We start from the raw sequence: 14320 nt of genomic DNA, 5'->3' as shown, positions 1-14320 counted from the left end.
AGGATATTGTATGGGCCTTGTTATTATTTTTGCGCTAGTCACTCTGTTAGCTGTATTCGCTACGCTTAGAACTCTTCGCGAAAAAAACTTATTCGCGGGCGGCTTTGCAATTGCAACTGTACTCGTTTTCGGATGGTTTACAATCATGACTGTTCTATATAACGGGTACCCACCAGCAGCTTAATTCATTTACATGTTATTCTTCATCAAGATTTCACACAAAAAGAGGAAGGGTTTCCCCTTCCTCTTTTCATATTTCACAACTTATACCATCTTCGCTTCGTATTTGTGCTTTTTTACAAGCCAAGCTCCTCCGATAACACCTGCATCATTACCAAGTATTGCAATCGCTAACTTTGTGCTCTTTACAGCACGTGAGAAAGCATATTGCTCGAAATAACGTTGAATTGGCTCTAATAGTGCATCTCCAGCTTTAGACACGCCCCCGCCAATAACAATTTTCTCTGGGTTCAACGTACTAGCAAGGTTCGCTACAGCTAACCCTAAATAAGAAGCTACTTTTTCTACTACTTCGCCTGCTAGCTCGTCACCTTGTCCAAGTGCTTCAAACACATCTTTTGATGTAATACGCCCTTCTTCTGCTAACATAGAACGTAGAACACTCTCTTTATTAGTCTCTTGTATTTTTTGCATAGCAACACGCACAATACCCGTCGCAGATGCTACAGTTTCTAAACAACCAGACTTCCCGCAATTACATGGGAAAGCATTCTCTGTAACTACTGTAATATGTCCAATCTCACCAGCAGCTCCGCTTACGCCGTGTACAATCTCACCATTGGCGATTACACCACCACCAACACCAGTGCCAAGTGTCATACAGATTAAATCTTTTGCTCCTTCACCAGCACCTTTCCACATTTCACCAAGTGCTGCTAAGTTTGCATCATTATCAATAACAACAGGTAATCCTGTTTCTACTTCTAATAAATCTTTTAACGGATAGTTTTTCCATCCTAAATTGACCGCTTCATAAATCATTCCAGACGCCACGTGTACAGGACCAGGAGCTCCCATACCAATACCGATTAACTTGCTTTTCAATTCACCTAACTCTTCTAACTTTTTATCAATAGCTTTCGCTACATCAAGCGTAATATGTTTTCCTTGCTCATTTGTATTCGTAGGGATTTCCCACTTATGTAAAATTTCACCGTACACATTAATAAATGCTAATTTAATTGTTGTACCACCAAGGTCAACCCCAACTAACCATTTCTCTTCCATGTTGCTTACCTACCTTTATCTAATTCTTATTTAGCTCTTTTTGAATTTCTTGCTTCAATAAAAATAAAGCTGTTTGATAGTCTTGTGGATCGATTAACTGTGATTGATTTAATTCACGCAATTCATCTTGCATTAATTGTAAATCTGCAATTCGATCACCCGTATAAATAATCGTACCAAATTTCTTTAGCAATTGCTGAATATCATAAATAGATACCATTTTATCACCCTCTATGCTCACTTACTATAAAAAATTATAATAAGAAAACGTTCACATATTTTATTATAATCAAGAAGAAAAAGTCTCGTCAATTTTTATTTGTCTATACAAGCCCATTTTTAACCACTGTTCCTTTTTCTGTAATAATTTTTTCTACGTTTTTATCAAACGGCTCTACTGGAATATGTTCTACTATTTGAAAACTATAAGCTAATGATAGCGTTTTCCCTTTATAATGCACGAGATAACGATCATAATACCCACCGCCATATCCAATCCGTTCTCCTCGCTCTGTATAAGCTACGCCTGGCACGATTTGAAGATCAATGTCATCTGCATTCACTTCTTCCGTACGCGCTGGAATTGGTTCACGTAAATTCATATACACTATTTCTAATTGATCAAAATTACTAATTTGCCGGAAAGACATTGTTCGTGTTCCTTTGTTACACTTTGGAACAACAACTTTCTTTCCTTCTTCCCAAGCTTTTTCGATAATAGCATATGTATTCACTTCATTTTCCATTGAGAGAGTGATTCCAATTGTTTTAGCTTCAGCCCACTCTTTTTGCGCATACAACGAAAATGCAATTTGCTCTGATAAAGTTGTATACCGTTCTTCTGATAAAGAATTCATGTGCTCTATTATTTGTTTACGTAAACGTACTTTCTCTTCTCTCACACACTTTCCCCCTCACAGTGATACTTTGCTCTACGATGATAGTGTATCACTTTTAACAGAGGAATCGAATAAAAAAAGAAACAGTAGGAAAATATTCCTACTGCTTACTTTGTTTCACGGTGTAACGTAGACTTCTTGTCACGCTTGCAATACTTTTTAAGCTCGATACGCTCAGCGTTGTTACGTTTGTTTTTCTTTGAGATATAGTTACGATCTCCGCATTCTGTACATGCTAGAGTAATATTCACACGCATTCTTATTCCCTCCAGTACTAATAACTTAAATCAGACTATACTATAATACCACTTTTAAAATAAAAATTCTACACCTTTTGATATTGTCTAATTTTTTCTATAAGATTTTTCATGTTTTCCCTTGCTATTACTGGGTTTCTGGCATGCGAATACACTAAAAATTTCGGTTGTTTTGTGTCAGAAACGATATAAGACCACTCTTTTTCGGTATATTTGAACTGTACTCCTTCAAATATACCTTCTTCCTTTCTTTCCATATCAGCCAATAATTTCCTCATTACTTTTCCTTTTTCATTCCATGAACATACAACTTCATCACAAAGTAGATAGAGCGGCGGTGATTGCTCTACTATGCTGAGAAATGTTTTCCCCTGCAATGCTATTAACTCGAATAATTTTCCAATTCGATATAAAATATCTCGCTTCCATCTCGCTTGAAACGACTTTTTTTCATCCTGCGTATAAAATAGAAGGTAACATTCTCCTAATTTCAAAGACATCGGGTAAATATTTCCTGCCGATTCAAGTAATAAATCTGGAATATCCACCTCTTCAAAATCTGTTCCTTGGTAAATATTACTATGATTATCATATAACTCGAAATAATTTCCTTGCTCTGAAAACATAAGTGCCATATTTGCTTTACTTGATTTCATCAAAGCTTTCACATGATCCTTTTGTTCGCCCGCATAAATCCATGTAACTGTGCATCCGAGCCTTTGTAAAAAGAGCATCAATAAATGTTGTAACATATCATTCCTCTTATTAATAAGAAGATGAAACTTTTGTTTTTGTATTTTCTCAATATCAACGCGCTCTAATACAGCCTCTATATAATCATGTAAAGAAACGTGGACTAGCTTATTCCGTCCCATTTCTTTCTCACATACGTAATAAAACGACTCAGACATATATACTTGTTCTATCGCTTTTTGCTGCTTATACGTTAATTGTACCCCATCCTTACCATATAACTTTATAACAACCTCTTTTTCATTTTCTACTTGAATGAAAACCCCACCAGCACATTGTAAATCCTGAATGCTATACTGAAAAAGCGATTCGTTCATTTCTTTGCATTCCATCGTATGAACCCCGATACCATGAATCGCATGAAGAAAGAGATTTTTATAAGAAGTCGTTTCTATATGTTCTTGACTCCCAATTAATATACTTTCTCCTTTGGCAAAAAGAGATCCATACGCCATCGCAACCTTCACAATAAATTGAGGAGTGATTTCAACATTACCTCTTCCTACAATGCGGCTTTTTTGCAACCATCCTGCACTCTTTTCACTTTCTTGAACACCAGCCGATCCTACTACTGAATAGCTGTCAATTGCCTTATATGGCCATAGTTTTCCCTTTTGCTTAATTACCGTACTTTTCCCTATATGACAATGATCCGCTACAATGCTTTTTTGAAACAGTGTAACGTCATCTTCCACCATTGTATGCTCTCCTATGGTCGTTTCTAATAGCTCGCAATACTGACCAATGTGCGCATTTGCAAAAACAATACTTTTTTGAAGATGAGAATAACTTGAAACAACACTATTTTTCCCGATAATAGAGTATGGCTCAATTACAGCTCCAACACCAATCTTTGCTCCTTCTCCAATAAAAGATGGACCGTGAATTTTCGTTCCTTTTCCAATCGTCACACCTTCCCCCATCCATACCATCGGCAATACTTCCGTGTAAGGAATAGGTACTTGCAATTTTTTCGTTAACAAATCAAATTGTGCTTGTCGATATTGATCAAATGTACCGATATCTAACCAATAACCTTCTGACAAATATGCAAATAACGCGTTCTTATTTGCCAAGAGCGGAAACACATCTTGACTGAAATCAAAAAACTCTCGGGGCGGTATGTAAGAAAAAATTTCTGGCTCCATAATATATATACCTGTATTCACAATATTAGAGACTACTTCATTCCAGCTCGGTTTTTCTATATATCGTGTAACCTCTTGTTCTTTGTTCATTACAACTAAACCGAATGAGAGTGGGTTTTCTACTTCCTTTACAAACATAGTTACCATTCTTTTCTTTTGTTCATGAAACGTAATTCCTTCTGATAATTGAAAATCAGTTAACGCATCCCCGCTTATCACAACAAACGTTTCATCTAAAAATGTTTCCGCTTGTTTAATACTCCCTGCGGTTCCAAGCGGGGGAGAATCTTCAAAGTAGTACAAGTTAACTCCCCATTTGCTACCGTCTCCAAAATATTGCTTAATGGCCGTACTCATATACTGAACAGTAATTGCAATTTCACGAATCCCATGCTGACGTAATAATTCAATATTGTATTCCAAAACTGGCTTTTCTAATAACGGTAACATCGGCTTTGGAGTATTACATGTTAATGGTCTAAGGCGTCGTCCTTTTCCTCCAGCTAAAATAACCCCCTTCATATACTTCAGCCTCCACTTATATAATGATCAGTAACTTCATATACGATATGTATATTATCTCCCCCGCATTAACTAGCAGTATAAAATGAAACTTTAATTAGTAGGGATTTTGTGCATCTCCCACTGATTATTAGCCTTGACCACTCGACTCGGGCTTTTACAGGCAGTAAAACTCCCTATATACATGTACCTTTTCAACACCACAAAAGAAAGCGCTTACCATTAACTTAGTAAAATATCCCTTAATAAGTGAACAACATATATGTCCTATTTTTTCCATTATATTATGATACATCTTATCATCATAAACTAAAGGAAACAACGAGCTTTTTTTGTCATGTTTTGACTAAAAAAAGCAGGTGATGTTTCACCTGCCTTTTTTCTTTATTCATTTAATAAGTAATGCTTTCCTTTTACTAAATAAAAAACATTTTCAGCAATATTTGTAATATGATCTGCTACACGCTCGATATATCTCGCCACAAAGGATAATTGTGTAATTTGTGTAATTGCTTCTGGTTGTTCTGGAACTGAAGATATAAATTCACGAATCGCTTTCCCATATATTTCATCAACTGAATCATCCATTTCGGCAATTTGTTTCGCAAAAGTTAAATTTTCTTGCTCATATGCTTCTAGCGCTAACTGTAGCATCTTATTTGCAATTGCAAACATTTCATCAAGATTGTGCAAACTAACAACCACCTCTTTTTCCCCAAGACGAATTGTTGATTTCGCAATATTAACAGCATGATCTGCAATACGCTCTAAATCTGTCGCTGTTTTAATTGAAATGAAAATCCTTCTTAAATCACTTGCTACAGGTTGCTGCTTCGTAATAAGCATAAGCGCAAGATCATTTATTTCCTCTTCTAAATTATCCATACGATAATCACCATCTATTACCTCTAACGCTTTCTCTACATCCCTTTTATGAAGACCTTCCATAGCAAGCAATAAAGCTTCCCTCGCTAGCTCTCCAAGCTCAATCACCTTTTGCTGTAACATTTTTAAATCACATTGAAACTGTTCTCTTACCATCGTTTCTTCCCCCTCAATATTATGTGCCATTATATATAGATCTCCTACCTAGCCTACTTGTAATAAGCCTTAAGATAGGAGAAGTATTACTTCTCTAATTAAATGAGGTAAAAATAAGAAATACCCTCTGTTAAGAGGGTATTTGCTCTTAGCCTTGCAACGATATCAACCGAATCGTCCTGTAATATAATCTTCTGTACGCTTATCTGAAGGTGTCGTAAATAATTTATTTGTATCTGTATACTCCACAACTTCTCCACTTAAGAAGAAAGCAGTTTTATCTGAAATACGTGCCGCTTGTTGCATGTTATGCGTTACGATCACAATACTAAAGTCTTTCTTTAACTCTTGAATTAATTCTTCTACTTTTAATGTTGAAATTGGATCTAGTGCCGATGTTGGCTCATCCATTAAAATAACGTCTGGTTCAATTGCTAAACAACGTGCGATACATAGACGCTGTTGCTGTCCACCAGATAAACCGTATGCATTATCATGCAAACGATCTTTTAACTCATCCCAAATCGCTGCTCCACGTAAACTTTTTTCAACAATTTCATCCAATGTTTTTTTATCACGAATACCATGGATTTTCGGGCCATATGCTACATTTTCATAAATAGATTTCGGAAATGGGTTTGGCTTTTGGAACACCATTCCCACATGAGTTCTTAATTCTTCAACTGGGTATGATTTTTCAAATATATTGCGCTCTCTATATTCAATTACACCTGTAGTTCGCACGATTGGTACTAACTCTACCATACGATTTAATGTTTTTAAGTACGTTGATTTACCACAACCACTTGGCCCGATAATTGCTGTAACTTCATTCTCATGAATGCTTAAGTTAATATCTTTTAAAGCATGGTCTTCTCCGTACCATAAATTTAAGTTTTTCGTATCAAATACTACTTTCTTTGGTGCAGTCTCGATTTTCTCCTCGTTTTTCACCTGTACATTTACTACTGTTGCTACCATTTGAATTCCCCTTTCATCCATTTCCAACTTATTTTCGATTTCGTAACCATAAGACAAATATATTGATAAAGAGTAATAAACCTAACAAAACAATCATCCCAGCAGCTGCTACATACTGAAATTCTTCTTGCGGTCTACTCATCCAATTAAAAATTTGAATTGGTAAAACTGTAAATCTATCAAACATACTAAATGGAACATAATTTGCAAATGCAAGTGCCCCGATAACTAATAGCGGTGCCGCTTCTCCAATCGCCCTTGATATCGCTAACGTACAACCCGTTATAATTCCTGGGAAAGCAGATGGCAATACAATTTGATACATCGTTTGCCACTTCGTAGCACCTAATCCGTAAGAGGCTTCTAATAATGAACTTGGTACAGATCGTATCGCTTCTTGACTCGCTACAACAACTGTCGGTAAAACGAGTAAACTCATCGTCAGTGCCGCCGCAATAATACTCTCTCCTAAATGAAGAGCATATACAAAAATAGTTAAGCCGAGTAATCCAAATACAACGGAAGGTACTCCTGCTAACGTTTGATTATTAATTTCTATTACCTTTTTAAATATAGATTCCTTCGCATATTGCTCCAAATAAAGAGCAGTTCCAACTCCAAATATAAAGGAGACTGGTATAACAATACTCATAAATAATATTGTTCCTGACAAAGCTGCAGCAATCCCAGCTTCTTTCGGATTACGCGAAGCGAAGTTTGTAAAGAAATCTAACGAAAGGTAACTTATACCTTTTTCAAAAATTTGAAAAAGCAAAATAAGCAGTATTACTATTGAAAACAAAATTGCTATATAAAATAACAACTTGTAAACTCGGTCTTTTAAAAAACGTGATGCCATATTTTCTTGTATTTTTTTATGATTCAACATTCGCATATTATGTCACCCTCCTAAAGCGGCGCATAATAGAGTGTGAAATGATGTTCATTATAAGAGTAAACAAGAATAACGTTGCGCCTACAGCATACATGCTGTAATACGTAATTGTTCCATGCGGAGCATCACCTAAGCTCACTTGCACAATATAGGCTGTTAGCGTTTGAATAGAGTGTGTCGGATCGAGCGATACATTCGGCGTGGATCCCGCTGCAATTACAACTATCATCGTTTCGCCAATTGCTCTGGAAGCAGCTAATAGGATTGCTGCCATAATCCCTGTAAAAGCCGAAGGAAACACGACTTGTTTTACCATCTCAAACCGAGTTGCTCCAAGTGCTAACGAAGCTTCTTTCGTTCCTTTCGCTACAGCTCTCATCGCGTCTTCAGATAGAGATGCAATTGTCGGTATCATCATAAAGCCAATAACAATACCTGGACTAATCGCATTAAAAAACTGTAAATCTGGTATAATCCGTTGTAAAAGTGGTGTGACAACTGTTAATGCAAAAAAACCATATACAATTGTCGGGATACCTGCTAATAGTTCTAACATCGGTTTTAATACTTTCCTTGCACTGCTTGAAGCATATTCGCTTAAAAATACGGCACACGCTAAACCGATAGGAATTGCTACGAACATGGCAATTGCTGTTACAAGGAACGTTCCACATATAAGTGGTAATATACCGAATTTAGGATTTTCAAAAAAAGGTAACCATTCTTTTCCCGTCAAAAAGGAGTGTAATGGTATTTTTTGAAAAAACATCATTGTTTCATTTGCCAATGTAAAAATAATTCCAAGTGTCGTTACAATAGACACGCTAGCAATTATTTTTAGTAATAACGGAACTATTCGATTGATTCGCTGCGTTTTTTTTCTTTGTTTTGTATTTCTTTCAATCAAATTTTGTACAGAAAATGTAATTTGACTTTTGTCATTATGAGCCAAAGATGAAAACCCCTTTCCACCCTGACATTACCTTTTTATTTCTGTTAACATCCGCAGCTGTTCATTATATTTTTCTTTTGGTAATTTTACATATCCAACCTCTTCAGCGAGATTACCAACATGCTGAATCATAAACTCAATATAATTTGCTACATTCATTTTATTTCGGATAGATGCATCATTCACATAAGCAAATAGTGGCCTAGATAATGGCTTATACTTACCTGATTGAATGGTATCTTTCGTCGGAAGTACACCATTCACTTTTATTGCTCTCACCTTATCTCGATTGGCCATATAATAAGCATATCCTACAAAAGCAATGGCATTTTTATCATTCATTACCCCTTGCATAATAACTTGATCATCTTCAGACAAAGAGACTTTTTTTACAATGCGACTATTTTGTAAGATGACATTTTGAAAATAATCATACGTACCAGAGTCTACACCTGGCGCATAAAACTTCACCTGTTCACGTGGCCATGAAGAATGAATTTGTGACCATCGCTTTTCGTTTCCATCTTCACTCCATAATAGACGTAACTCGTCTACCTTCATATTGTTTACCCAAGTATTTTGGCGACTCACAACGATCGTAAGACCATCGTAAGCGACTTCAAACGGTGTAAACTGAATAGAGTTTTTCTTCATTTCATTTTCTTCCACTTGTTTCATTGCTCTCGAAGCATTATTTATATCTACTTCTCCTTTACTGAAACGATTAAATCCTCCTCCTGTTCCAGAAACACTGATAGAAATTTTCACGTTTGGATGCGCCTTTGTATATTCCTCCGCTACTGCTTCTATAATAGGGAAAACTGTTGAGGATCCATCAACTCTCACTTCTCCCATTTCATTCACAGCAAATACAGTAGACGTGCCAACATAAAGAAAACATGTCGACAGCATGAAAACTTTAATCGATGCACTTATCCATTTCACGTGTTCTTCCTCCTAGAAGTAACCGGAAATAACAGGATTACAGATATAAGAATACTGCTAAACTATTAATTCGGTTTTAATTGTTTGTAAAAGTTTTGTAAAGTTCCACAAGAATCAACATTAAGTAAAACTTTAATCCGTAGCCATCGTTCATCTTCACTAATGATTGGTCCATAAAACCGTTATCCTCCAGAGGGGGGGCATAAATATCATTTGTGAGGCCTCTTAATTTTCCGATATGATATGCTTGTCCACTTTATTAAAACGTATGCATGAACCATAAAAAAAAGCACACTATCTTTTCAGATAGTGTGCTTTTTTTACAACTTTTTTATTCGTCATCTTGATCTCTATTTTTCTTTTTATTATCTATTTCATCTTTTGAAACTTCGCCATTTTCTACTTTTTTCAAATCAAAGTACGCGTCCATAATGTCACGGCTAATATATCCGTTAATACCTGATTTATCATCTACCCAAGGTACAACAACAGAAAATGCTACTTCAGGATCTTCAAGTGGCGCATAACCTACTAACGTTAAGTTATATGTTTCTTTACGCTCACCGTTTGCCTGTCTACCAATCTCTTTATCTCCGCCATACACAGTTTGAGCTGTACCTGTTTTACCAGCAGCTTTATATTGTGCGCCTGTAAAGTATTTCGCAGCTGTACCACCAGAATCGTTAAATACTTGTCTAAATCCTTCCTGAACACGTTTAATTTGTGATTCAGGCATATCAATACGATTTAACACTTTCGGTTCCATTGAATGAACCACTTTTCCAACTTCGTCTGGTTTCGCTGCCGGTTGACGAATTTCTTTCACAACTTGCGGCTGCATACGATAACCACCATTTGCAATTGTTGAAACATATTGTGCTAATTGAAGTGGTGTATACGTATCATACTGTCCAATTGATAAATCCAATAAGAAACCTGGCTGATTTCCTCTACCGGTTTGACCCGCAGATTCATTCGGTAAATCAATACCTGTTTTTACGCCAAGTCCAAACTGTCCGAAATAATAACGCATCGTATCAAATGCTTTTTGTGGTATATCTAACGTACCACCTCTCACATATTGAACGCCTGCGAGATTCATCGCTGTTTTAAACATATATACGTTAGAAGACATTTTTAATGCTGTTAAATCATTAATATATCCCATCGTCTTCCACGAAGCTTTTTGTTTCGTTCCCTTTAATTTGATTGGTTCATCAAGCTGAACTGAACCTGGTTGAATCGCACCTGTTTGATACCCTGTAAGTACTGTCGCACCTTTGACAGTCGATCCCATCGGATAAGAACTTGTCATCGTTCCTAATGCGAAATCTTGCACTTTCGTTTCGCCATTTTCATTCACTAACTGTTTCCCAGCCATAGATAAAACTTCACCATTTTTCGGATTCATCATTACAACGAACGCACGATCTAAAAGAGGTTGTCCGCCTTTATATCTCAATAAATTTTTAGTGATAATTTCTTCTACACGCTTTTGTAATTCCATATCGATTGTTAAATTCAGGTCATTACCACTTTGCCCTTTTGATACATTAATCGTTTCTAAAATATTACCGTTTTTATCTGTAATATTTTTCACTTCCGCTTTCGTACCATGTAGGCTATCTTCATATTGCTGTTCAAGATAACTTTTTCCTACTCGTTCATTTCGATTATAATCACGAACAAGATAGTAATCTAGTCTTTCTCTCGGTAAACCTTCATCAGACGTTGACACCCCGCCAAGTACACTTCGGAATAAATCACCATCATATGCATATTTTCGTTCCCAATCGACACTCGTATCTACTCCTGGCAATTCCGCTAATTTTTCACTAATAATCGCATATTCTTTTTCTGTGGCATCCTTCTTAATGACTTGTGGTGTCATTGCATATCCGCCGTCCATTTTGCTTTTAATTGCTAGTATTTCTAAATCTTTTGCAGATAATTGATTCACTTCTTCTTCCGTCACGCGACTTCGTTGACGCTCGTCTAATTCTTTATCGTCAATTTTTTTATCTTTAAACTCTTGACGATCTTTATTCGTAATTTTTTCTTTCGCTTCCTCTTTATGAATAGCAAGCCAATAATCTTTTTTATCACGATCTGTTAATTTATCTGTCGGTACTTCAATCAAATCTGCCAGCTTTTTCGCTGTTTCTAAGCGAGCCTCTGCAGTTGATCCTTTCATTTTTGTAAATGTAATCGTACGTACAGCTGCATTATCTACTACAGCTCGCCCATAACGGTCAAATATTTTCCCACGTGGTACAGGATTACTTATCGTCGAGTTCTCTTTCCTCTCCACTTCATTCTTATATTCCTCACCGCGAACAATTTGTACATATCCAAGCCTTACAATAACCGCGGAGAACATTAAAAACACGCAGAAAAACAGCACGTTTAACCGAAAAGGAACGTGAGTCTTTTTCTTTTGTTGTTTCTGCTTCTTGCTCATACAAACCCCCTCTACCAACAGCTATGTAATGTGAAAGGGACACCTTCATACAGGTGTCCTCACTGCTGTCTTACATCTTTTTCTATTCTAGCATAAAACAACCGAGAAGTTAACCTTCTGGTTCTGTTTGATTCTGCGCAGTCCCTTGCCTTACAACACTTGTTTTACTTGCATTTCCCTCATCATATTTGACATTTTTAACTGCAAAATAAATAAGGAAATGTCCTGCACCTAAAATACATAATAAGTAAGGTAAACTTTTTTCAGGCGGAAAGAATAATACAGCACATAAAAAACTTAAAATCGAGCAAATTCTTCCTGCATTTAACCATAATTCTCGGACAACTACATACTCTACACGCCACTCTCTCGCATTTTTCGCTCTGCCAATTACATCATATGTCATGGACCCGTACGGAACGAGCAAAATAGGGTATGCAACCGCAATACACGCTGCATAAATAAGTAATTTTGCGTATGTAACGTTGAATATAACTAAAAATACGACAGCATATAAAATAATGCCTCCAAGCAAAATTGCTTTTTTCCGCCACTCTTTCTTTAACATACGAGTGACTAAGTAGTAACATACAAATGATACAGCAGAATTTACTAAGCTATATTTCCCTAAGGCGAGTTCGCTATCCGTCGCTAAATACACGTACACGGAAATCACAAAAATAAACGTTCCCTCTCTCAACCCTTGGAAAAAATGAGCACGTGTAATTCTTCCCCAATTTTTATCAATCTGCCGCTCTTTCAATACTTGTACAATTTCATACCGTCCTTCACATTCTCTCTTAGATACAAAAAAGCTTAAAATAACAGCAATTGCAAATAACACTAACGAAAGAAAGAATATGACCGTATAGCCACTCCATTTTTCCATACGTGAAATTGTGTATCCAGCTGCTATCGGTCCAATCATGCCAGAGAAGGATGTAAGAAGTCCAAGAAACCCATTAAAGAAATCTCTTGTTTCTGGTTCTGTAATCTCAAATGTTAATAAGTTAAACGCGAGCCAGTAAAAACCATATCCGACTCCTAAAAGAGCCCCCATTAATAAAATATAGTGAGAAGCGCTTTTTCCCGCTACTAAAACAACGATAAAAAAAATGGCTAACGTGCCTACGCCTATTCGTAACAAGATTGAGCGATCAATACGCTTCGCTAATTTCCCACCTATAAGAAATGTGAGAGGCTGCAATACAACGCTGGCCAAATTATACAAGCCAAGATTCACATAATTTTGTGTTTGTTTCCATAAATAAATGTTAACAAACGTATTCGATAAAGAAATTGCGAGCGTGTATAAACCTCCAATAAGGAGCAACAACACTAAATCCCGATTCACTTCAACGTCACCAATTATATGTTTCCACTTCATACACAACTCTCCTTTACTTCATGTTCTAGTCTTCCAAAGACAAGCCCAATTATGTAAAAGGAAAGCATAGAAAAAAGCTAGGAGCATTCTCCTAGCTTTTTCTATCGTTATTACAATTATTTTGCTTCTTGGTAACGTTTTTCAGCAGCGTTCCAATCTACAACGTTCCAGAATGCACCAATGTAGTCAGGACGACGGTTTTGGTAATTTAGGTAGTAAGCATGTTCCCAAACATCTAAACCTACAACTGGAGTTTTACCTTCAGTTAGAGGAGAATCTTGGTTTGGCGTGCTTGTTACTTCTAACTCACCATTGTTTACTACTAACCAAGCCCAACCAGAACCGAAACGAGTTGCGCCAGCTTTTGCGAATTCTTCTTTGAATGCATCGAAGCTACCGAATTTCGCTTCAATTGCAGTTGCAAGTTCGCCTACTGGTTGTCCGCCGCCGTTTGGAGATAAGATTGTCCAGAAGAATGTATGGTTAGCATGTCCGCCACCATTGTTACGTACTGCTGTACGGATTGCTTCTGGTACTTCGTTTAAGTTTGCAACTAATTCTTCTACGCTTTTGTCAGCTAATTCTGCATGACCTTCTAAAGCAGCGTTTAAGTTTGTAATGTAAGTGTTATGATGTTTTGTATGATGGATGTTCATTGTTTCTTTGTCAAAGTGAGGCTCTAAAGCATCATACGCATAAGGTAAATTTGGTAATTCGTGTTTTGCCATTGTTATATTCCTCCCAGTTTATGTATTGCCACTTAAGTGACATACAACTTCATTCTACCCTAATTGCCATAGGGTGCAAACAAATAAATCACATTGTCTTGCT

General features: G+C 36.6%; 14 protein-coding genes. 1 reads left to right on the top strand and 13 read right to left on the bottom strand.

Features of this window, described 5'->3' with window-relative positions:
* Nucleotides 1-10: 10 nt before the first annotated feature.
* Nucleotides 11-184 carry a DUF2759 domain-containing protein gene (locus DT250_RS10395; RefSeq protein ID WP_000524847.1) on the top strand — a complete coding sequence of 58 codons (174 nt, stop codon included), beginning with the start codon at nucleotides 11-13 and terminating at the stop codon, nucleotides 182-184.
* A gap of 80 nt (nucleotides 185-264) precedes the next feature.
* Here DT250_RS10395 and glcK read toward each other — a convergent pair whose 3' ends face one another.
* The 13 genes from glcK to sodA form a co-directional block, all read right to left on the bottom strand.
* A complete protein-coding gene (glcK, locus tag DT250_RS10390) occupies nucleotides 265-1248 on the bottom strand; it encodes a glucokinase (RefSeq protein WP_000391711.1) in 984 nt (327 codons plus the stop codon).
* Nucleotides 1249-1267: 19 nt separating this feature from the next.
* A complete protein-coding gene (locus DT250_RS10385; RefSeq protein ID WP_000253699.1) occupies nucleotides 1268-1468 on the bottom strand; it encodes a YqgQ family protein in 201 nt (66 codons plus the stop codon).
* A gap of 103 nt (nucleotides 1469-1571) precedes the next feature.
* Complete coding sequence (locus DT250_RS10380; RefSeq protein ID WP_088064416.1) at nucleotides 1572-2150, bottom strand: 5-formyltetrahydrofolate cyclo-ligase; 579 nt, start codon at nucleotides 2148-2150, stop codon at nucleotides 1572-1574.
* Nucleotides 2151-2254: 104 nt separating this feature from the next.
* Nucleotides 2255-2404 carry a 50S ribosomal protein L33 gene (rpmG, locus tag DT250_RS10375; protein WP_001265616.1) on the bottom strand — a complete coding sequence of 50 codons (150 nt, stop codon included), beginning with the start codon at nucleotides 2402-2404 and terminating at the stop codon, nucleotides 2255-2257.
* Between the two features lie 68 nt (nucleotides 2405-2472).
* Nucleotides 2473-4827 carry a sugar phosphate nucleotidyltransferase gene (locus DT250_RS10370; protein ID WP_087985250.1) on the bottom strand — a complete coding sequence of 785 codons (2355 nt, stop codon included), beginning with the start codon at nucleotides 4825-4827 and terminating at the stop codon, nucleotides 2473-2475.
* Between the two features lie 384 nt (nucleotides 4828-5211).
* Nucleotides 5212-5868 (bottom strand): phosphate signaling complex protein PhoU, encoded by a 657-nt coding sequence (gene phoU / locus DT250_RS10365; protein WP_033657724.1) that lies wholly within the window; start codon nucleotides 5866-5868, stop codon nucleotides 5212-5214.
* A gap of 165 nt (nucleotides 5869-6033) precedes the next feature.
* Nucleotides 6034-6849: a phosphate ABC transporter ATP-binding protein gene (gene pstB, locus DT250_RS10360; protein WP_000226689.1), complete on the bottom strand. Its 816-nt coding sequence runs from the start codon at nucleotides 6847-6849 to the stop codon at nucleotides 6034-6036.
* 28 nt (nucleotides 6850-6877) lie between these two features.
* Complete coding sequence (gene pstA, locus DT250_RS10355; protein WP_001242549.1) at nucleotides 6878-7744, bottom strand: phosphate ABC transporter permease PstA; 867 nt, start codon at nucleotides 7742-7744, stop codon at nucleotides 6878-6880.
* Nucleotide 7745: 1 nt separating this feature from the next.
* Complete coding sequence (gene pstC / locus DT250_RS10350) at nucleotides 7746-8696, bottom strand: phosphate ABC transporter permease subunit PstC (RefSeq protein ID WP_088064418.1); 951 nt, start codon at nucleotides 8694-8696, stop codon at nucleotides 7746-7748.
* Nucleotides 8697-8723: 27 nt separating this feature from the next.
* Nucleotides 8724-9641 carry a phosphate ABC transporter substrate-binding protein PhoX gene (phoX, locus tag DT250_RS10345; protein WP_088064419.1) on the bottom strand — a complete coding sequence of 306 codons (918 nt, stop codon included), beginning with the start codon at nucleotides 9639-9641 and terminating at the stop codon, nucleotides 8724-8726.
* Between the two features lie 331 nt (nucleotides 9642-9972).
* Entirely contained in the window at nucleotides 9973-12102 is a 2130-nt protein-coding gene (locus DT250_RS10340; protein WP_149213026.1) for a peptidoglycan D,D-transpeptidase FtsI family protein, read from the bottom strand.
* 109 nt (nucleotides 12103-12211) lie between these two features.
* Nucleotides 12212-13489: an MFS transporter gene (locus tag DT250_RS10335; RefSeq protein WP_149213025.1), complete on the bottom strand. Its 1278-nt coding sequence runs from the start codon at nucleotides 13487-13489 to the stop codon at nucleotides 12212-12214.
* 116 nt (nucleotides 13490-13605) lie between these two features.
* The gene (gene sodA, locus DT250_RS10330) at nucleotides 13606-14217 is read right to left on the bottom strand and encodes a superoxide dismutase [Mn] (RefSeq protein WP_001052034.1); all 612 of its coding nucleotides are present in this window, start codon (nucleotides 14215-14217) and stop codon (nucleotides 13606-13608) included.
* Nucleotides 14218-14320: the final 103 nt, after the last annotated feature.

It is taken from the genome of Bacillus sp. AR2-1, assembly GCF_008368755.1.
Classification (GTDB): Bacteria; Bacillota; Bacilli; order Bacillales; family Bacillaceae_G; genus Bacillus_A; species Bacillus_A wiedmannii.
Note: the sequence above shows the minus strand (reverse complement) of the source record. Positions and strands in the feature narration are given on the sequence as shown.

Coding starts and splice junctions, on each gene's coding strand:
- DT250_RS10395 (WP_000524847.1), top strand. CDS start 11: ATGGGCCTTGTTATTATTTTTGCGCTAGTCACTCTGTTAGCTGTATTC.
- glcK (WP_000391711.1), bottom strand. CDS start 1,248: ATGGAAGAGAAATGGTTAGTTGGGGTTGACCTTGGTGGTACAACAATT.
- DT250_RS10385 (WP_000253699.1), bottom strand. CDS start 1,468: ATGGTATCTATTTATGATATTCAGCAATTGCTAAAGAAATTTGGTACG.
- rpmG (WP_001265616.1), bottom strand. CDS start 2,404: ATGCGTGTGAATATTACTCTAGCATGTACAGAATGCGGAGATCGTAAC.
- DT250_RS10370 (WP_087985250.1), bottom strand. CDS start 4,827: ATGAAGGGGGTTATTTTAGCTGGAGGAAAAGGACGACGCCTTAGACCA.
- phoU (WP_033657724.1), bottom strand. CDS start 5,868: ATGGTAAGAGAACAGTTTCAATGTGATTTAAAAATGTTACAGCAAAAG.
- pstB (WP_000226689.1), bottom strand. CDS start 6,849: ATGGTAGCAACAGTAGTAAATGTACAGGTGAAAAACGAGGAGAAAATC.
- pstA (WP_001242549.1), bottom strand. CDS start 7,744: ATGCGAATGTTGAATCATAAAAAAATACAAGAAAATATGGCATCACGT.
- DT250_RS10340 (WP_149213026.1), bottom strand. CDS start 12,102: ATGAGCAAGAAGCAGAAACAACAAAAGAAAAAGACTCACGTTCCTTTT.
- DT250_RS10335 (WP_149213025.1), bottom strand. CDS start 13,489: ATGAAGTGGAAACATATAATTGGTGACGTTGAAGTGAATCGGGATTTA.
- sodA (WP_001052034.1), bottom strand. CDS start 14,217: ATGGCAAAACACGAATTACCAAATTTACCTTATGCGTATGATGCTTTA.